The sequence below is a fragment of the Williamwhitmania sp. genome (assembly GCA_035529935.1).
In the GTDB taxonomy this organism is placed as follows: domain Bacteria; phylum Bacteroidota; class Bacteroidia; order Bacteroidales; family Williamwhitmaniaceae; genus Williamwhitmania.
Genome location: DATKVT010000126.1, coordinates 13,391 through 32,490, shown reverse-complemented (window position 1 = coordinate 32,490; position 19,100 = coordinate 13,391). Strand labels below are relative to the sequence as shown.

Here is a 19,100-nt window from a genome sequence, read left to right as displayed (position 1 = left end):
ATTGCTGAAATCACACGTGGTGCCTCGAACAAAGAAGCGACAAAAGCGGCAATAGGAAGTTTTATTGGATTTGTAATAGGAACCGGAGTAAAGATCGCAACTTCCGGATTTATGCTTTATATGGTAATTCGAGATGTTATTACATAAAAAGAGAAGCAACTCCCAATTGTAGGTAGTTGCTTCTCTTGATCTCTTTTCGCTATGCTCCCTGCACTGTATCTTTGCTATGGGCAGCATTCACCTTAATGTTTCTGCCGTCAAGTTGAGAATTGTTGAGAGAGGCAATGGCACTAATAGCCTCTTCTTCATTTTCCATCTCAACAAACGCAAATCCCTTTGAGCGGCCGGATTGCCGATCAACGATCATTTTAACGCTGGTTACAGCACCAAACTTTTCAAAAGCACTTTTCAACTCCTCCTCCTTCATTGAATAGGAAATGTTCCCAATGTAAATAGTCATAGCTAAAGAATTAGTAAATAAAACCTTAACTAAGGTATGCCAAAAAACAAAGCAAGTCAAAAAAAGTGCCCTATTGGAGCACTTTTTTTAAAATAATTGACGAATTACACTAGCTTAACATCGAAACCATTACCGCTTTAATAGTGTGCATGCGGTTTTCGGCCTCATCAAATACTATAGAAGCACCCGACTCAAATACCTCTTCGGTAACCTCCATTTCGCCTATGCCAAACTTTTTATACATATCCTGACCAACTGCAGTTTCACGGTTGTGGAAGGCAGGAAGGCAATGCATAAACTTAACATTTGGATTACCGGTAGCTTCCATGGCCGCCTTGTTTATCTGGTATGGTTTCAGCAACTTAATGCGCTCTTCCCAAACACTCTCTGGCTCTCCCATCGATACCCATACGTCGGTGTACAAAAAGTCGCAACCCTTAACACCAACCTTTACATCCTCGGTTAGGGTAATTTTAGCACCTGTCTCCTTTGCAATCTCACGACACTTGGCAACGAGTTCCTCGTCTGGCCAGCATGCCTTTGGAGCAGCAGCCCTAAAATCCATACCCATTTTTGCCGCACCAACCATGAGGGAATTTCCCATGTTATTGCGTGCATCGCCTAGATAACAAAATGCAACTTTCGACAAAGGTTTATCGGTATGCTCTCGCATGGTAAGAAAGTCGGCAAGAATTTGAGTAGGGTGAAACTCGGTGGTCAACCCATTGAAAACTGGAACTCCAGCATAGGCACCTAGCGTTTCAACTATTTCTTGAGAATAACCACGGTATTCAATGCCGTCGTACATGCGTCCAAGCACGCGAGCGGTATCCTTCATGGATTCCTTCTTACCCATTTGGGAACCTGAAGGTCCAAGATAGGTAACGTGCGCACCTTGATCAAGTGCTGCCACCTCAAATGCACAACGAGTGCGGGTAGAATCCTTTTCGAAAAGAAGAACAATGTTTTTCCCCTTCAGCATCTGCTGCTCCGTTCCGGCATATTTGGCAGCCTTAAGGTCGGCAGCAAGATTTAGCATGAAATCAATCTCCTTTGGAGAAAAGTCGAGAAGCTTTAAGAAGCTCCTATTTTTAAGATTGAAAGCCATAGTTATAGTTTTAGTAAGTTTTTATAGTTGCGAAATTAACCATTTTTAGTTTTCGTATTGCATGGTGATTTTGGTGCCATACGACATGTCCTCAAGTTTTGTGGCCTCCGTAATAACACTCATTGAACCACCCTGCTCAATGAATTGAAGACAAGCCCTAATCTTGGGCGCCATGTTACCCTCACCAAACATACCTTCAGCAAGGTATTTTTCGGTGTCTGCCTTATCTAAAAACTCTATCTTTTTCTCCCCAGGCTTTTTATAGTTAATATACACATACGGCACATCAGTGAGTATATAGAATTCATCAGCTTTAATCCTAGCAGCAAGCAATGCCGATGCTGAATCCTTATCGATTACGGCCTCTGATGGTCTAACATTCCCCTTTTCGTCAATGTACACAGGAACTCCACCACCGCCAGCGGCAATAACTATCACCCCTTCTCTAGCAAGTTCTTCGATTATTGTTTCATTCATTATTTTTATTGGCCGAGGGGACGGTACTACCCGACGCCAGCCACTAACGGTATCCTTAACCTCCTCCTTAAAAATCCATCCTTTTTCCTTTGCCAATGCATCGGCTTGCCCCTTAGTGTAGCTTTTTCCAACTCGTTTAGTAGGATTTTTGAAGGCTGTATCATCCTTGTCTACCACAACTGAGGTTACAAGGCATACTACCTCCTTTTCAATGCCATGCTTGTGCAATACGTTGCGTAGCATTCGCTCAATCATGTAGCCAATACCACCTTGGGAGTCGGCAACGCACACATCTAATGGCATTTGCGGAATTCCATACGTTTGTTCACCGGCATCATTACGCATAAGGATGTTTCCAACCTGTGGGCCATTGCCATGGCCAATCACTAAGCTGTATCCCTCTTTGATTAAGTATACAAGATTTTCAAGCGTATCCTCTGTGTTCTGCTCCTGCTCGTCAATGGTTCCCATTTGGTTTCCGCGAAGCAGCGCATTTCCACCTAACGCTACAACTGCTAATTTATTCATACACAATTTGTTAATTTATTAGACTGAAAGGGACAAAGCTAAAAATTGTTTTTCAAAAAACAAGCAACCATTATCATATCGCCTTTGCTTTCCCTTGATACACCTAACCGGCATTGGACACCTAATGGCTAATAAAAAACAGGGAAATTGAGCAGCATAAACAGTTATACTGCCAAAGAAATTCTTAAATTGCAGAAAAATGTTCTATGAATAGCCTTCAAAAACAGCTATACATCTGCTTCATAACAGGTTTATTACTTTTTTCATGCAATTCCAATAGATCCCTTAAGCAAGAGGGCATGGTGGTCTACCAAATAACCTATCCAAACGATACGGCTAAGACGCTTCCAACCCAAATGACAATTAGGTATAACAAAAACATGATAAACACTCAAATAGAGGGATTATCGGGAATGGTTAGCATTACCTACATTGAAAACAGGGAAACCAAAGTAAGCCACTATCTCATCAAACTCCTCAACAAAAAGTTGTTCTATACCGATTCAACGGGTAATCTTGGGGCATCCTTCTTATATCAAGATATGCCTTCCTTTACCATAACACCTCAAAAGGGCAACCACAAAATTCTTGGTTACAACTGCCAGATAGCAAAATTTCACATAAACGATTCCAGCCAAGCCTCGTTCGAGGTGTATTACACTAACGAGATAGGCCGGCCAAATCCTAACCAGAATACCCCATTCGAGCAGATTGATGGGGTAATGCTACAATTTGGCATGATGATGGCCAATAAAAAGGTGATAATCGCAGCTTCAAAAATTGAAAATGACGGTGCCAACATTAGCAACTTTGCAGTTCCAAACGGTTATAAAAGAATTAACAGGGAAACGTTATTGGAAGTTTTTAAGCTCTTTAAAATGCAATAATAACTACCATCCGTAAAAACGTTACTCAGCTTTTCCATATTTTATTTAGCTTTGCAACATAAAGCACACTATTATTCTGCGAATAACGTTTTTTCACAAGCAAGCTAAATGGGTAAAAAAGAAAGCCAAAAATCTGATTCTAACCCTTCGGCCAAGAAGGGGTTTCATCGCGACGAGCGTTTTAAGTTCATTGCGGGGGTGTTTATTTTCCTCTTCTCACTCTACCTCCTAATTGCGCTCGTTTCATTTGTGTTCACCTGGAAAGCCGATCAAAGCTTTGGCTGGCAAAATGTATTTTCTGCCTCTGACGTAAGGGTTGAGAACTGGGCTGGGAAAGCTGGAGCCTTCTTAGGAAACCTTTTCATGAGTGATGGGTTTGGCTTAGCAGCGCTGGTATTTCCTTTAATATTTGGTCTTGGAGGATTGCGGCTAATGAAGCTTCGACCCTATCCTTTTCGTAAAACAAGCCGAGTATTGATAGTCTCTGTCATTCTAACTTCGTTGGTGTTTGGCTTTCTTTTTGGGACAGCACAAGGCTACATGGGAAATGGGCTTGGCGGAGCACATGGCGTTTTTGTCACAAAGTGGATGGATAGCTTTTTGGGGAAAGTTGGGACAGCCATGCTGCTGCTATTTGCCACAGCTACCTTCCTTGTTTTCACTACAAAGAACGGATTCCACTGGCTTAACCGTAGCGTAGGATTTATTCACGACCTATTTAAGAAAAAGGAGTCTGATATAGTTGCTACAGAAAATCCAGAGTGGGCAAATGGTGTCGAAACTCCCATTACTGCAGCAAAAAATCCAATCATGGGTGCTAAAAACGGACCTGACCGTGACTTGAAAGAGAAAGACCATTCCCTTGAAATGGAGGTAATAAGCATAGGATCCAATAACGACGAAATTTCATTGGCATCAAAAGCTACCGAAAACCCTACTAAAAACTTTTCAGAAAAAGTAGACGAGAATAACATAGGCATCATCACCTCTGTACCAAATGCAGAATATTCACAAAACCAAGTTGTTGATAACTTCGGAGAGGTTGAACTATTGGTAGAGTCGGCAGCGGCGGAAGAGTTTGCGAACCCACATACAGGCAGTCAAGACGTCTACGACCCAACCCTAGACCTCTCAGCTTTTATAAAGCCACCTATTGAGCTTCTTGAAGAATATAAGGGCAGTGATGCTGCTGTTTCCAACGAAGAGCTAATCTCGAATAAAAATAAAATTGTTGAAACCCTTGCCAACTATAAAATTCAAATAGATAAGATAAAGGCGACCATAGGACCTACCGTTACGCTGTATGAAATAGTTCCAGCTCCCGGTGTTCGTATCTCAAAAATAAAAAGCCTAGAAGACGACATTGCGTTAAACTTAGCAGCGTTAGGAATTAGAATTATTGCACCAATTCCAGGAAAGGGAACTATTGGCATCGAAGTTCCTAATCTTAATCCGGAGGTAGTCTCCATGCTCTCGATTATTAAATCGGCTAAGTTCCAGGAATCGAAATATGAGCTGCCACTTGCCTTGGGTAAGACAATCAGCAACGAAACTTTTGTTATTGACCTTACTAAAATGCCTCACTTACTAGTTGCTGGTGCTACAGGACAAGGTAAGTCGGTAGGATTGAATGCGATGCTCACCAGCTTACTATACAAAAAGCATCCATCACAACTCAAATTTGTGCTGGTTGACCCTAAAAAAGTCGAGCTAACGCTGTACTCCAAAATTGAACGGCACTTCCTGGCCAAGCTACCTGACGCAGAAGAGGCCATTATTACAGACACCCAAAAGGTAATTTACACGCTAAACTCGCTGTGCAACGAGATGGATAGCCGCTACGACTTGCTAAAACTTGCTCACGTACGAAACATAAAGGAATACAACGAGAAATTTGTATCGCGCCGGCTCAATCCCGAAAAGGGTCACAAATATCTACCTTACATTGTTGTAGTAATTGACGAGTTTGCCGACCTTATAATGACAGCCGGAAGAGAAATAGAAACACCTATTGCTAGACTCGCCCAGCTTGCACGTGCTATTGGCATTCACCTGATTATTGCTACACAGCGGCCAACGACTAATATTATCACCGGCGTAATTAAAGCCAACTTTCCGGCTAGAATTGCGTTTAGAGTATCAGCAATGGTCGACTCGCGAACAATTCTAGATAGCCCCGGTGCAAATCAGTTAATTGGCCGTGGCGATATGCTAGTATCAACAGGTAGTGATCTCATTCGCGTTCAGTGCGCGTTTGTTGACACCCCTGAAATTGAACGCATTACAGACTTTATTGGGAACCAGCGAGGCTATTCCTCCGCATTTCTTCTTCCCGAATACAAGGGAGAGGAAGGAAGTGAATCGGCAGAAGTTGACCTTTCCAAAAAGGATGAACTCTTTGAAGAGGCAGCTAGAGTTATTGTAATGAACCAGCAAGGCTCCACTTCACTAATTCAGCGAAAATTCTCCATTGGCTATAACCGTGCTGGGAGAATAATTGACCAACTTGAGGCTGCAGGAATTGTTGGCCCATTTGAAGGGAGCAAAGCGCGGCAAGTCCTTATAACGGACGAGATGTCGCTAGAACAGTTATTTTCTAATATCAACAGCAACCATCGATAATTTCAACAAACTACTATAGCATGAAAAAAATCCTATTCTTAGCACTTCTTATGATTCCTATGTTTGCATTTTCGCAAAAGGATCAACGTGCAAAAGACATCCTCGAAGATTTTTCAAAAAAGACAAAGGGGTATAAAACGATGTATTCCGAATTCTCCTTTACCTTGGAAAATCAGCAGGAACACATTAAGGACACACACAAGGGTACCATTACCCTCAAAGGCCGAAAGTATGTGCTCGATTTGATGGGCACCGTAACCTACTTTAACGGCAAAACCAAATGGACTTACCTCAAGGAAGCCAACGAAGTTAATATCCTCGAGCCAAAAGAAGGCGACGGAGGTTTGCTTGATGATCCAGCAAAACTTTTTACTGTTTATGACAGAGATTTTAAGTATAAATTTAAGGAGGAAACAACCTTAAATAAGGTGCCTGTTTATGTAATTGACCTCTACCCAAAAAGCATTGCAGCTACCTACACGATTGTTCGGTTTTCATTCAATCAAAAAACGATGGAGCCAGTTCAAATAAAGTACTTCAGCAAGGATGGTAACAGGTATACCCTCGATATCAAGAAATTTGAACACGATATTCCTGTGAGCGAGAACACATTTACCTTTTCAGAGGCAAAGTATCCAGGAGTAACAATAAACGACCTGAGATAATCAACATCTTTTCAGAAAAAAAGAGGGAGCCTACTCCCTCTTTTTTATTGAGGATACACCACCCGAACATGGTAAATATTGAGCAGTTTTTTCTTGAAAACAGTTTTTATAGTTGTAATATCCTTAAACGTGATATCGGCCTCGGCAAACTGATCTTCCTGCTGCTGAAAATTAACAATGGACTCTACCAATTCATCGATGGTTTCAGCCGTAACAATACTCAAACTTCTGGAGGCAGCCTCCACTGCGTCGGCCATCATGAGCACGGCAGTTTCCTTGCTCATTGGACGAGGTCCTGGGTAGCAGAATGAGTCATCAATACCTCCTTCAGGAAACTTATTACGATACAATCGGTAGAAATACTGAACCTTGGAGGAGCCGTGGTGAGTTCGGATAAAATCAATAATTTGTTCCGGCAACTTATACTTTCGAGCAATCTGCACACCATCAGCCACATGCTTTATTATGATTTTCGCACTTTCCTCAAATTCGATATTATGGTGAGGGTTAAATTCAGAAACCTGATTCTCAATAAAGTATATTGGGTTATTCAACTTCCCAATGTCGTGATACAGTCCACCAATTTTAACCAGCAAAGGATTTCCACCAATTTGAAACACTGCTGCTTCAGCCAACGTGGAAACCTGCAATGAGTGCTGAAATGTACCCGGTGCCTCCTCAGCCAACCTTCGCAGCAACTCTTGGTTATGGTCCGAAAGTTCCATGAGGGTTGTATCAGACAGAAATCCGAAAATTTTTTCAAATACGTAAACTAGCTGGTAGGTAACGAGAATCAGGAAAGCATTCCCTAAAAACCAAACATAATCGAACCAAACAATATTGCTAAAGTTGCCCTCATTCAGCAGGTTAAGCGCGAAAAAGATGGAGGCATACACCAAAAACACATAACCTGTCGCAACAAAAAGTTTTCCTCTCCTGTATGCATTTGTTAGGCTAAAAATAGCCACCACCCCAGCTACAAAGTTTATAAAGATAAATTCAAATGAGTTTGGTGCTTGAAAACCTACCAGCATTATTGTTATTAAATGGATAAAGAGAGCGAGCCGACTATCATAAAACGTTTGTACGAAAATTGGTACAACAACAAATGGAATCAAGTAAATGCTTACTGTGCTGGTACTCATCACCCATGCTGAGATGGCAACCATGGTTACCACCAGAAGAATTATAAATAGTATTTTCCTTACCGACTGCAAAATATCACGCCGAAAGTGAAAAAGGAAAAGGTAAAGAATGAGCATACAAATGCCAACCAAAAAAGAATGACCCAAAAGCAAAATGTATTCTTGACCAGAATAACCCAACCTCGACTCATACTCATGCTTGAGCGATTCCAGCACCATGAAGGTATTTGCATCAACAATGTCGCCCTTTGCAATAATTCGTTCCCCGGACTGAACCATTCCGCTGGTTAATGAAACCGATCCCAGCAACTCCGCTTTAACCTTCGAAGTTTTGTCCTCATCGAACTTAACATTTGGAACAATTACACGCTCAAGTCCAGCATCACGAATAAACGCCAATGTCTGATCCTCTGTTCGGAAAAAAGAGGATGCCAGCTTATTCACTAAGTATTCCATGGCCATTTTAGGAGTAAAAAGTTCTCCAGAAATGGTTTCATAGGCAAAATCGTTATGTAAAACAACCACCGGCACATCATTACTGGTACCATCAAAGAACTGATTTGCATCGGATAGGCTAACTACACCCTTGCCATACACAAATCTAAAACACTCCGTAACAAGATTGCTAAGCGATTCTTCCTGCTTCGTCACAGAAAGATTAGGGTTCCTAAGCGTTGAAAAACGAAATGGGAAGTTCTGCTGTTGCTTCTTTCGTGTAAGGTAATCGGCTACACTCCTACTTTCCTGTGCAACAACGTCATTAACGGTAATACTATCAAAGTCGAAGTATGGTTTGAAAGACTTCAACACAGCGCTCTTTTCTTCAAGGAGCCGGGAATCGCTTTTATAAATAGGAAAATCGAAAGGAGCAATAAGCGTTTCGTGACTCCATGGTCTACCCTTTTGAAATTCGAATTTGAACTTCCCTTCGTGGGGCAGGATGGAGATTACAGCCACAGTAGCCGCGGCAAAAATAACAATTCGAAGAATCGCTCTCAAATTATTTTTAGTCAGTTTTATCATCAAAAACCTTTCCCTTGGTAGTAAAATTCCTTAACTTTCAAGCATTGAACAAATGTACAAAAATTACGCTAACATGGGAAAGTTCCCGTTTAAATACAAACTAAACAGCAAAAAGGCCATCGCGGTGGAAACCATCGTCCCTATGCGAAGAGAACCATCTGAATCCTCAGAAATGGTATCGCAGCTGCTGTGGGGCGAACCGATTGAGATTAATGATACTGCTGAATCGTGGCTGTTAGTTCAATCAATGGCCGATGGGTATCAAGGCTGGGTTAGCAGCAATATGGTAAAAGCACTCTCCGATGCAGAATTTGCTACCATTGCCAATGCTGCTCTAATAATTACCTCAATGGTAGACCAATGCCATATTGGGGAAGCAAACATGGAATATACGATGCCGCCCGGAGCTTTTATTTTCGAAAGGGAGCCCAAAGGAGGTTACTTTCACCCTACAGCAGGGTCGTTAACCTTCAAAAACCAAGTTGCTGCAGCTAAGCCTACAGATGTTACTACCACAGCAATGCACTTTATTAATTCCCCATATCTGTGGGGTGGCAAATCCATCTTTGGACTCGACTGCTCTGGTTTTACGCAAACAATATATCGGATACACGACATATTTATACCTAGAGATGCCTCACAACAAGCATCAACAGGCAAAACTGTCGATTTTATTACGGAAGTTCAGCCGGGGGATCTTGCATTTTTTGACAACGAGGAAGGGCTTATAACACACGTTGGCCTTATTGCCTCTGAGGGTAAAATCATACATGCTTCTGGAAGGGTTAGAATAGATAGCATTGATCATCAAGGAATTTTCAATAACGAAAAAAGTATCTACACCCATAAGCTGCGCATAATTAAGCGAATTTTTTTACAATAAAACCATCAACATATGATACGCTATCAATTGCTTGGTTTTTTCATTGCCGCCTTGGTTGTCGGCTACCTTATCTACCGCAGACACTTCTACGAGAAGGATGATGGGGATCAGCTAGAAGAAGAGGATGATAACGATAAGTAAGTCCTAAAAACCCAACCACGCATTAATAAAGAAAGGCCAAAAAGGCCTTTGCTTTGTCAGAAAAATATATCCTCAATTAGTTAATCATCCCAGCACAAACTGTAGCATTTGTAGCCTCATCAATCAGGATTACGCTTCCCGTGTTTCGATTTAGGTTGTAAGAGTCAAAGAAAATGGGTTTTGTAAGTTTTACACGAAGTAATGCAATGTCGTTAGGGCCTACCTGCTTATCGTCTAACACCTTTTTCAGCGTATTAATATTTACCTTGTAAACGATCTCCTTTATAATGCATCGCAGCTCTGAGGTGGTATGCCTTAGTATATACTTCCCACCAACTACAACTGGCTGCTCATTTAACCAGCACGACATTATCTCCAACTCCTGCCCACTCCGTGGCTCCTCGCCCTCCTTCACAATTAGGTTGCCTCTGCTAATATCTACATCATCCGTTAAGCGAAGTGATACGGACATGGGCTGATAGGCTTCTTGCAGTGGCTCACTAGCAAAATCGATAGCCGCAATGGAAGACTTTAACCCAGAAGGAAGAACAACCACCTTGTCGCCTACCCTAAAAGTGCCGCCGGCAATTCGTCCAGCGTAGCTGCGATAATCATGAAATTTTTCGCTCTGAGGGCGAATAACATATTGAACAGGGAATCGTGCAGCATCAGATTTCTCGTGCCGAATAACCTCTACGGTCTCAAGCAACTCTAACAAAGGCTTTCCTGTAAACCAGGGCATGGCCTCCGATTGTGTTACTACATTGTCGCCCTTGAGCGCACTTATGGGCATATACCAGGTTTGGCCAAGACCAACCTGCTTTGCCAACTCTACGAGATTGGTCTTTATGCGGTTAAAAACCTCCTGACTAAAGTCAACGAGGTCCATCTTATTAATGCAAAAAATCACCTGTGGAATTCCCAATAGGGCTGCAATATAGGAGTGGCGTATGGTTTGCTCCAAAACACCATTCCGTGCATCAACCAAAATAATAGCCAGGTTGGCGGTAGAGGCACCGGTCACCATATTACGCGTGTATTGAATGTGACCTGGAGTATCGGCAATAATAAACTTCCTTCGTGGTGTTGCAAAGTAACGATATGCAACGTCTATGGTAATCCCCTGCTCTCGCTCAGCACGCAAACCATCGGTAAGCAGGGCCAAATCGACATGTTCGTGTCCCCGCTTTATGCTTGCCTGGTGTATTGCTTCCAGCTGATCCTCAAATATTGCCTTGCTATCGTAAAGTAACCTACCAATCAACGTGCTCTTTCCGTCGTCGACGCTGCCAGCCGTAGTAAACCGCAGCAGCTCCATATCGAGGTAGCCTCGAGTATTCATGCTTAAATCGTCGCCGTTATTAAAACTGCTCATAGCCATTATTAAAAGTATCCCTCAATTTTTCTATCCTCCATTGCTGCCTCTGAACGCTTATCGTCAGCTCTAGTACCTCGCTCAGTTACACGAGTTGCAGCCACCTCTTCAATTATATCTTCAAGACTTTGTGCCACCGACTCAACAGCACCAGTACAGGTCATGTCACCAATGGTTCGAAAGCGAACGATCCTCTTTTCCAACTTTTCAGTTGGTTTCATCTGCATAAAGTCCGATTGAGCATATAGTACGCCGTCACGCTCAAAAACTTCTCGTTCATGAGAAAAGTAAAGCGAAGGTAAGGCTATATTTTCAAGTAGTATGTATTGCCATACATCCATTTCGGTCCAATTACTAATGGGGAAAACTCTAAAATGCTCCCCCATGAGCTTTCTACCGTTGAATAGGTTCCATAGCTCGGGTCGCTGGTTTTTTGGGTCCCACTGTCCAAATTCATCTCTGTGAGAAAAGAATCGCTCCTTGGCACGAGCTTTCTCCTCATCACGACGGCCGCCACCCATGGCACAATCAACCTTGAGCTCCTCCAACCCGTCGAGCAAAGCAACAGTTTGATTCTTATTTCGGCTAGCATTAATTCCTTTCTCCTCGATAGCACGGCCACTATTGATGGAATCCTGAACATAGCGCACGAAGATTTTCACTCCGGCCTCTGCAACCAGCTGATCACGAAAGTCAAGTGTCTCCTGAAAATTATGGCCCGTATCTATATGCATAAGGGAGAAAGGCACTTTTGCAGGCCAAAAAGCCTTGCGTGCCAAATGAAACATGACAATGGAATCCTTGCCGCCGGAAAAAAGCATGACTGGATTCTCAAACTGCGCTACCACCTCCCGAATCACATAAATGGATTCAGCCTCCAACTCGCGCAAATGATTCAATACAATTCTATCCATACTGTAACTTACTTCAACTTTATTCGATCCATCATTGCATTCACCAAAATCGAAGCACACTCCATAACTGAATAGCCTTCGGTTTTAAGTTCCAAAAATGGATTTAAGGGAGCTTCAAACGGTGCATTAACTCCCGTAAAATGCTCTATTTTCCCTTCTCTTGCCTTTTTGTAAAGCCCCTTAACATCTCTCTGCTCGCAGGTCTCCATTGAGGTATTAACAAAAACCTCATAAAAGTCCCCCTCACCGATTATCTGCTTAGCCTTTTCACGCATGTTGACCTCCGGGCTAACAAAACAGCAGATAGTAATAACCCCACAGTGAGCAAAGAGTTTAGCAGTCTCAGCAATGCGACGAATATTCTCCAATCTATCCTCGGCAGTAAAGCCAAGGTTGCTATTTAACCCAGCACGAATATTATCACCATCCAGAATCTGAGTTAAAAAACCTAATCCAGACAGTTCCTGCTCAACAGCAATGGCAATGGATGTTTTTCCGCTGCCCGAAAGTCCGGTTAGCCAAACCACAACGCCTCTCTGCTTCAAGCGATTCTCCTTTACCTCGCGCTCTAGCATTCCTTTAAAAACGGGAAATATATTCTCTACCATCCCCATAGACTTTGATGGGCAAAGGTAGCAAAATATGAGTAAAAAAAAGAACCCCCGAAATCGGGGGTTCTAATTTAGTTATTAGTGTATGCTCTAGTTTTCGTCCTCCTGAAAACCAGTACGACGGTAGCCCCCATATCTAAAAATATATGTTGGGTCAGCATCACTATACATAGTGGAAAGGCTAATACTGTCAGCAACACTACCACCTGGAGTAATAGTCCCCTTAAGGAACACCTTACCACCTAGAAACGTAACCGTTTGACCAGCTTCGCGTGGATCCATGTTATCAACTGGTACACTAGCTTTAATCAGCGTTTCAGACGGTACGCAAGCAGTTTTAGCTACTGCCCACCAACCATTAGGATCACTAAACCAGATAGAATCCTTAGTGTTGGACGCTGTATTATACAACTGTATTCTTATCCAACCCCACCCAAGTCCATCAGCATACCAAGTAGTATCTGTAGCTCCAATAACACCTATATCCACCTTAACCCAATATTCTCCATTGAGTGGCATAGTAGCAGTTTGGCCGACATTCACATTCTTGTAATCGTCCAAACTATCGATCTTATTACAAGAACTGATGCCAAATGAAAGGACAGCGGCTCCGAACATCAATAATATTAATCCTTTTTTCATATCAGTCTAGTTGTTAGTTTTGGATCTGCTTCATTGTAACATTAAAAGTATAACCTGCATCCCATACAGCGGAAAAGGTAATACGTTTATTAACAGGGTCAATAATAATATTGGTCATGCTAACTACACCGCCAAATGTATTTACAGTATAATCAGGTCCTGGAGTACCAACATTGTTAACCATATCAGCAGTAAAAGTAGCTCCTGGAGCAAGATAGCTATCTCCTAATCCTCTCCCAAAGGTATAGTAACCGCCGATACCATCAGTCATAACATAGGTATTGCCGCTAACTTGGATGACCATAATTGGGCCAAAATCAGCAGTAGCACTTACAGTCCCTTGTGAAGGAGTACGTGAAACATTGGCCAAATATAAACCATCGATGGTTGTTACAAAATCACCCTGATGTGGTCTAACTGTAACAACCCTAGAGGCGGTAGCAGAATGACCTTCATCATTGGTTGCAGTATAATTTATGAAGTAATCATCTGGCTTATTGTTATCAATAGTAGACCCAGAGTAGCCAAAATAACGGCTAGTTACAGTAGTAACCACATCAAGTGCAACACCATTCTGTTCCGCAGTAGCTCCAGGATCTACATAACTATCACCTTCGTTAATGGTAATCGCAGCAGCACCTTGCAAGGTAATAGCTGGATAGTACCTCATTGAAGAAATACCCCCCGTTGTTATCTTTTCACAGCCAGAAAATAAACTAGCAGCAAAAAAGTAGATTACACCTAAATATAATAATCGTTTCATAGTTCTTAAGGTTTAATTAAGGTTTAACATCCCACCAAACGTGAGCAGAAGAAGGAATCTCTGCAGGAGTATTACTATTGCTGAGTCTTTCCGAAGCAGGAAAAACCAACCTAAGTGGAAAATAACCCGTTGATCCATTCAAAGGATACAATCTCTCTCCACCTGTCCAACTTACATAATCAGTATTGGTTGGATCAAAGTTATTAGTATTCCAATTATTACTGTTTAAAGAAGATTTTATAGGATAGTGAGTTCTATTGGTTTCGAGATAGGATTCAAGACCTTGAGCCCGAGCCATTGAAGCCCACTTTGCCATGATAATATCATGCTGTTTCTGTTCAAAATTACCAGCAGGATGATACACATAGGCACCGCCTGGAGCAATAAACGAAGAACCATCTAAACCAAAGCGACTAAATGCAGCCAAAACGCCTGAGTTATACAAAGCCTGATCGTCACCTGTTCCCCAACCCATTGCAACTGCCTCTGCCTGCAAGAAATAAGATTCTGCTGCAGAAATAAAGTAAACCGGATCAGTAACATTTAACTTTGCAGTAATAACCTTATCAATAAGGGTTGTCGGAATTTGATTACCACCCTGAGGAAGAGGATTTACACCACCAGAATTAATCAATTTAGCTAGACGAGGATCAGCATTAGATAGAAAATACTTATAAATGGTAGCGCTGATGGCCAAATTGGTTGTAGTATTTAATCGCTGATCAAATTCATAAAGTGGGTTATCCTTACCTTTGGCATTTTCAAACATATCCAACTTAGCATCAGAAGTTAAGAAGTTTGCTCCATCAGCATAAAGCTGCTGAATACCCGCTTGGGCTACAGTGGGTCTAATGTACATCTGACGCATGTAGATTTTTAACTTCAGTGTATTGGCAAACCGAACCCACTGTGCCATATCAGCGGCAAAGAAGTAATCCTTTGTTTTCTGAACATCCGTAAGAACATTCAATGGTTGAGCAAGAGCATAATCCAACCTAGTAATCAAGGAGTCATACACTAGCTGAGCAGGGTCAAAATGTGGGGCCTGATTAGCTACCCCCTGCAATGCTTCGTTGAATGGAATTTCATCGTACAAGTCAGCAAGAACCTGCCAATCGTAACATTCAACAACGGTAGCCATCAAAAAATACGCCCAGTTATCTTGTTTCGCAGCCTCTGACTCAACAGTCTTCAGATTAAGTAAGGATGCATACAGTTGCCCATACTGAAATTGAAAATTGTTCGCTGTTAGACCTAAAGCATCAATATACTTATACTGGTTCGAACCCGAATTCTGAGTATAGTATTGGCTCCAAATTTGGCCTAAAAGATTGTAGTATCCTCCAATAGCTATGCCAGAATTCAACTCGGCAGCAGGGAGTATATTTTCAGCACTGGCTGATGCTGCATTGTTTGGATCAGTATTAACATCCAACCAATCCTTTCCACAACTCGCAAAAAGAGCAAGAATGAGAAGAAAAGCAAAATATTTTACTAAATTTTTCATAAGAATCACAGTTTAATGGTTAAAAGGTAGCTTTAACGCTAAATCCAAATGACCTAAGTGTTGGATTTGTACGGAATTCACCAAGATCTCCAGTTAAGTCATTGCCGAAAGAGGTAACCTCAGGGTCAACAAAATTATTACCAACAGGAGTCCATACAAGTAAATTCTTACCATACACCGAAACTTGCAAATTTCCTAATGGCAGCTTGCCCAAATACTTTTTAGGCACCGTATAGGTTAGATTTGCCTCCCTCAACTTAACGTAAGAACGAGGAATCAAGCGCATATTATCGGCCATTTTATTATTGGTAGCATAGTAGTAGTCGGTAACATTGGAATAGTTAATTGGGTGGGTGTTTTCACTGTAAGTCCAAGTTCCATCACCAGCCTGCACTCCATATACCGAATTAGGTACCATCCATGGTTGACGATCATTGTAGGTGGTCTGAGGTGCATTACCAACGAAATACTGTAAGTCAGCGGTTCCTGAATACATTAAGCCCCCTTCTCTAATATCGAAGGTAAAGCCCAATGTGAAATCTTTATACGTAAAGGTATTGGTGATACCCATGGTGTATTTAGATTCCGCATTTCCAAGAACACCCTTGGTGGTACTTGCCCTAGGATAACCGTTTGCATCAACTACTATATGACCTTGAGGGTCTAATTCATTAACGTAACCTTTGAAAACGCCAAGAGGTTGACCTGCTACAGCAACAAAATCGATGCTATAGATAGAGCGCAAAAGAACTTCGTCCAGACCAGGCGCCAAAGAAATTACCTTATTTCTGTTGCGGCTATAGCTAACAGATGCATTCCACTCAAAATTTGTAGTCTTTATCGGAACCAAGTTTAGCATAAGCTCAATACCCTTGTTTTGAACTTCACCAAAATTCTTAGTCTGATATTGATATCCAGTAGAAGAAGCCGTTGGAACATCTAAAATCTGGTCGGTAGTACTCTTATCATAGTAAGTAAAATCGATACCAATTCTATTTTTAAGGAATCTAAAATCAACACCAATTTCCTTTTCTGTTGAGATTTCAGGCTTCAATTTAGGGTTACCAATTGTATTGCTTGCTAAGTAACCATTAAGACCACCAATTGGCATATTGATGTAGCCATAAGGATTGTATATACTTGCCTGTTCAAATACTGAATTAACCCGGTATGGATCAGCATCATTACCTGTTCGACCCCAGCTAAGCCTTACCTTTGCAAAAGGAATATATGGCTGAATGGCAGGAATTGCATCAGAGAGAACAATTGCAGTATTTACACCAGGGTAAAAAAACGAACTATTGTTTTTAGGCAATGTAGAAGAGTAGTCGTTTCTAGCTGTTGCAGTTACAAACCACCAATTCTTATAAGCGAAGTCTACCTGACCAAAAATCCCATAAATTCTACGAATAGATTCAGTCGTAGTTGCAGTCACAGGATCTGCAGTGTTTGCAATATTGTAGAATCCAGGTATATCCAACGAATTAGCAACGTTATACAATTCCTTGAGGTTCCTTTGGTTAATATTATACCCACCAAGAACATTGATATTTATTGATGGAGTGATATCCTTTTGGTAAGTTAATAGGTAATCAATATTAAGTTCCCTTCTAAAAAGGAAATCCTCAGAATAGTAACCAGGGTTTGGTGCCTTCTTTGTGCCCTCAGGATTGACATTTGCCCAAGAATTGGGATCGTAGTTTAAAACAGCCTCCCATGACTTTTCCTGAGAATTTGCAACGTCAGTACCTATTCTAACAGTTCCCTTTAATTCAGGAAGGAACTGGTAATCTAAGGATACATTACCAAATACCCTATCCTCATTTCGTTTATTTCCATTTGCAGAGATTGCATAGTATGGATTAAAGGCATAGTTGGTAAAATACCAGTTTTCTTGATTAAAAGGATTATTCAAATCCTTAAAGTCAACAATACTCATATCGCGAGGTATCTGAAGAATCTCCGAATATAAGTTTGAAGCAGCACTTGTTCCACCATATCCATCTGATAGAACTTTACCCTGCGTTTTAGCATAGTTCACACTTCCACCAATGGTAAACTTATTTGCTTTAGTGCTCCCTTTTACTGAAACGTTATTCCTTACATAAGTATCCGCATTGCCAGGAATAATACCATCCGTAGAAGTATTCGAAAAGGACAGGTAGAAATTAGAATCATCATTACCACCACTCAAACCAATAGAATGGGTATAGGAAGTTCCTACGTCATAAAAATCCTTAATATTGTTAGGCTCAGCTACAAATGGTTTAATCTGCTGGCTATGGTTGTAAATAGCACCCCATGGGCGAATTTTACCATCAAATTTAGGACCCCAAGAACCATTTTCTTGAAACTGGAATACACCGCCCCAACCCTGACCATACTCATTCTGCATCTGAGGCAGCTTAAGAAGGGTAGAGAATGTTGCATTGCCAGAATATTCAACGGTAATTTTCTTACCCTTGTTACTCTTACCGCTTTTTGTGGTAATCATGATTACCCCATTTGCAGCGCGAGATCCATAGAGAGCAGTTGCAGAAGCACCCTTAAGAATCGTAACAGAAGCTACATCATCCGGGTTAACCACGTTTGCACCATTACCAAAGTCTGCTCCATTCCTATCAGCCTGAGAGTTATTGATTGGAGAACCGTCAACAATGTACAGTGGGCTATTATTTCCAGTTATTGAGGAATAGCCACGAAGAATAACCTTTGTTGAAGCACCAGGGGTTCCACCACCAGATGAAATAGTAACTCCAGCAACCTTTCCTTGAAGTGATCCCATCAAACTGGCATCACGTGCTTTGGAAAGATCATCGCTGCCAACGCTAGTAGCGGCATATCCGAGTGATTTCTCAGAACGCTTGATACCAATAGCTGTAACAACAACTTCCTCCATCTTGGTAGCTGAAGATTCAAGAATAACATTTACAATTGAACGTTCTCCAACCTGTACCTCTTGAGGCTTGTATCCAACAAAACTAAACACCAAAGTGCCGTTTGCCGGAACATTCAGGCTGTATTTACCATCTAAATCGGTAGTACCACCGGTAACAGTACCTTTTACCTGAATAGACACACCAATTAAAGGCGATCCATCATCCGAACTGGTAACCGTTCCTGTAACCTGCCGTGACTGAGCTTGGGCAAACGAAACCACAAGCATCAGCAGGACAAGAAGAGCTGATAATCGTTTCATAGATTAAGTTTTAGGTTTATAATAAGGCAATTTTTAACAGCACCAATTTAGCAAAATGAGAACACAGTAACAATTTTTTGTTAATTTTTTTTAGCTGAAGCAATGTTTTCGCAGCATTATCAAATTGTTACCTGAGGGTATAAGTGCCAA

At 41.5% G+C, this 19,100-nt stretch carries 16 protein-coding genes; 5 read left to right on the top strand and 11 right to left on the bottom strand.

The features are described from left to right. Window positions 1-199: 199 nt before the first annotated feature. The 3 genes from VMW01_09915 to arcC form a co-directional block, all read right to left on the bottom strand. A complete protein-coding gene (locus VMW01_09915) occupies window positions 200-460 on the bottom strand; it encodes an RNA-binding protein (protein HUW06568.1) in 261 nt (86 codons plus the stop codon). A gap of 109 nt (window positions 461-569) precedes the next feature. Beyond that, a complete protein-coding gene (gene argF / locus VMW01_09910; protein HUW06567.1) occupies window positions 570-1,568 on the bottom strand; it encodes an ornithine carbamoyltransferase in 999 nt (332 codons plus the stop codon). A 45-nt stretch (window positions 1,569-1,613) separates the two neighbouring features. After that, window positions 1,614-2,573, bottom strand: a complete 960-nt coding sequence (gene arcC / locus VMW01_09905; protein HUW06566.1) for a carbamate kinase — start codon at window positions 2,571-2,573, stop codon at window positions 1,614-1,616. A gap of 299 nt (window positions 2,574-2,872) precedes the next feature. Here arcC and VMW01_09900 point away from each other — a divergent pair, with 299 nt between their 5' ends. From VMW01_09900 to VMW01_09890, 3 genes are all read left to right on the top strand, one after another. After that, window positions 2,873-3,460, top strand: coding sequence for a hypothetical protein (locus tag VMW01_09900; GenBank protein HUW06565.1), 588 nt, complete (start codon window positions 2,873-2,875; stop codon window positions 3,458-3,460). Between the two features lie 108 nt (window positions 3,461-3,568). Continuing rightward, window positions 3,569-6,082 carry a DNA translocase FtsK gene (locus VMW01_09895; protein ID HUW06564.1) on the top strand — a complete coding sequence of 838 codons (2,514 nt, stop codon included), beginning with the start codon at window positions 3,569-3,571 and terminating at the stop codon, window positions 6,080-6,082. A 20-nt stretch (window positions 6,083-6,102) separates the two neighbouring features. Beyond that, a complete protein-coding gene (locus VMW01_09890; GenBank protein ID HUW06563.1) occupies window positions 6,103-6,747 on the top strand; it encodes an outer membrane lipoprotein carrier protein LolA in 645 nt (214 codons plus the stop codon). A gap of 44 nt (window positions 6,748-6,791) precedes the next feature. On the opposite strand, the gene VMW01_09885 is transcribed toward VMW01_09890, so the two are convergent. Next, on the bottom strand, window positions 6,792-8,891 hold the full coding sequence (locus tag VMW01_09885) for an HDIG domain-containing protein (GenBank protein HUW06562.1): 2,100 nt from the start codon (window positions 8,889-8,891) through the stop codon (window positions 6,792-6,794). Window positions 8,892-8,988: 97 nt separating this feature from the next. On the opposite strand from VMW01_09885, the gene VMW01_09880 reads away from it, so the two are divergent. Both VMW01_09880 and VMW01_09875 read left to right on the top strand, forming a co-directional pair. Beyond that, window positions 8,989-9,798, top strand: a complete 810-nt coding sequence (locus VMW01_09880) for a C40 family peptidase (protein HUW06561.1) — start codon at window positions 8,989-8,991, stop codon at window positions 9,796-9,798. Window positions 9,799-9,810: 12 nt separating this feature from the next. Beyond that, complete coding sequence (locus VMW01_09875) at window positions 9,811-9,939, top strand: hypothetical protein (protein ID HUW06560.1); 129 nt, start codon at window positions 9,811-9,813, stop codon at window positions 9,937-9,939. A gap of 76 nt (window positions 9,940-10,015) precedes the next feature. Here the strand turns inward: VMW01_09875 and VMW01_09870 are convergent, their stop codons facing one another. The 7 genes from VMW01_09870 to VMW01_09840 all read right to left on the bottom strand — a co-directional run bounded on the left by VMW01_09870 (window position 10,016) and on the right by VMW01_09840 (window position 18,950). Continuing rightward, a complete protein-coding gene (locus VMW01_09870; GenBank protein HUW06559.1) occupies window positions 10,016-11,314 on the bottom strand; it encodes a GTP-binding protein in 1,299 nt (432 codons plus the stop codon). Between the two features lie 8 nt (window positions 11,315-11,322). Continuing rightward, window positions 11,323-12,228, bottom strand: a complete 906-nt coding sequence (gene cysD, locus VMW01_09865; GenBank protein HUW06558.1) for a sulfate adenylyltransferase subunit CysD — start codon at window positions 12,226-12,228, stop codon at window positions 11,323-11,325. A gap of 8 nt (window positions 12,229-12,236) precedes the next feature. Next, window positions 12,237-12,836, bottom strand: coding sequence for an adenylyl-sulfate kinase (gene cysC / locus VMW01_09860; protein ID HUW06557.1), 600 nt, complete (start codon window positions 12,834-12,836; stop codon window positions 12,237-12,239). Window positions 12,837-12,929: 93 nt separating this feature from the next. Continuing rightward, window positions 12,930-13,481, bottom strand: coding sequence for a lipid-binding protein (locus VMW01_09855; protein HUW06556.1), 552 nt, complete (start codon window positions 13,479-13,481; stop codon window positions 12,930-12,932). A gap of 13 nt (window positions 13,482-13,494) precedes the next feature. Beyond that, complete coding sequence (locus tag VMW01_09850; protein ID HUW06555.1) at window positions 13,495-14,244, bottom strand: immunoglobulin-like domain-containing protein; 750 nt, start codon at window positions 14,242-14,244, stop codon at window positions 13,495-13,497. 16 nt (window positions 14,245-14,260) lie between these two features. Then, window positions 14,261-15,751 (bottom strand): SusD/RagB family nutrient-binding outer membrane lipoprotein, encoded by a 1,491-nt coding sequence (locus tag VMW01_09845; GenBank protein ID HUW06554.1) that lies wholly within the window; start codon window positions 15,749-15,751, stop codon window positions 14,261-14,263. A 19-nt stretch (window positions 15,752-15,770) separates the two neighbouring features. After that, complete coding sequence (locus VMW01_09840) at window positions 15,771-18,950, bottom strand: SusC/RagA family TonB-linked outer membrane protein (protein HUW06553.1); 3,180 nt, start codon at window positions 18,948-18,950, stop codon at window positions 15,771-15,773. Between the last annotated feature and the right edge of the window lie 150 nt (window positions 18,951-19,100).

Bases quoted from the DNA above. Each gene is read 5' to 3' on its own strand.
- VMW01_09915 (HUW06568.1), bottom strand. From the start codon at position 460: ATGACTATTTACATTGGGAACATTTCCTATTCAATGAAGGAGGAGGAG.
- argF (HUW06567.1), bottom strand. From the start codon at position 1,568: ATGGCTTTCAATCTTAAAAATAGGAGCTTCTTAAAGCTTCTCGACTTT.
- arcC (HUW06566.1), bottom strand. From the start codon at position 2,573: ATGAATAAATTAGCAGTTGTAGCGTTAGGTGGAAATGCGCTGCTTCGC.
- VMW01_09900 (HUW06565.1), top strand. From the start codon at position 2,873: ATGGTGGTCTACCAAATAACCTATCCAAACGATACGGCTAAGACGCTT.
- VMW01_09895 (HUW06564.1), top strand. From the start codon at position 3,569: ATGGGTAAAAAAGAAAGCCAAAAATCTGATTCTAACCCTTCGGCCAAG.
- VMW01_09890 (HUW06563.1), top strand. From the start codon at position 6,103: ATGAAAAAAATCCTATTCTTAGCACTTCTTATGATTCCTATGTTTGCA.
- VMW01_09880 (HUW06561.1), top strand. From the start codon at position 8,989: ATGGGAAAGTTCCCGTTTAAATACAAACTAAACAGCAAAAAGGCCATC.
- VMW01_09875 (HUW06560.1), top strand. From the start codon at position 9,811: ATGATACGCTATCAATTGCTTGGTTTTTTCATTGCCGCCTTGGTTGTC.
- VMW01_09870 (HUW06559.1), bottom strand. From the start codon at position 11,314: ATGAGCAGTTTTAATAACGGCGACGATTTAAGCATGAATACTCGAGGC.
- cysD (HUW06558.1), bottom strand. From the start codon at position 12,228: ATGGATAGAATTGTATTGAATCATTTGCGCGAGTTGGAGGCTGAATCC.
- cysC (HUW06557.1), bottom strand. From the start codon at position 12,836: ATGGTAGAGAATATATTTCCCGTTTTTAAAGGAATGCTAGAGCGCGAG.
- VMW01_09855 (HUW06556.1), bottom strand. From the start codon at position 13,481: ATGAAAAAAGGATTAATATTATTGATGTTCGGAGCCGCTGTCCTTTCA.
- VMW01_09850 (HUW06555.1), bottom strand. From the start codon at position 14,244: ATGAAACGATTATTATATTTAGGTGTAATCTACTTTTTTGCTGCTAGT.
- VMW01_09845 (HUW06554.1), bottom strand. From the start codon at position 15,751: ATGAAAAATTTAGTAAAATATTTTGCTTTTCTTCTCATTCTTGCTCTT.
- VMW01_09840 (HUW06553.1), bottom strand. From the start codon at position 18,950: ATGAAACGATTATCAGCTCTTCTTGTCCTGCTGATGCTTGTGGTTTCG.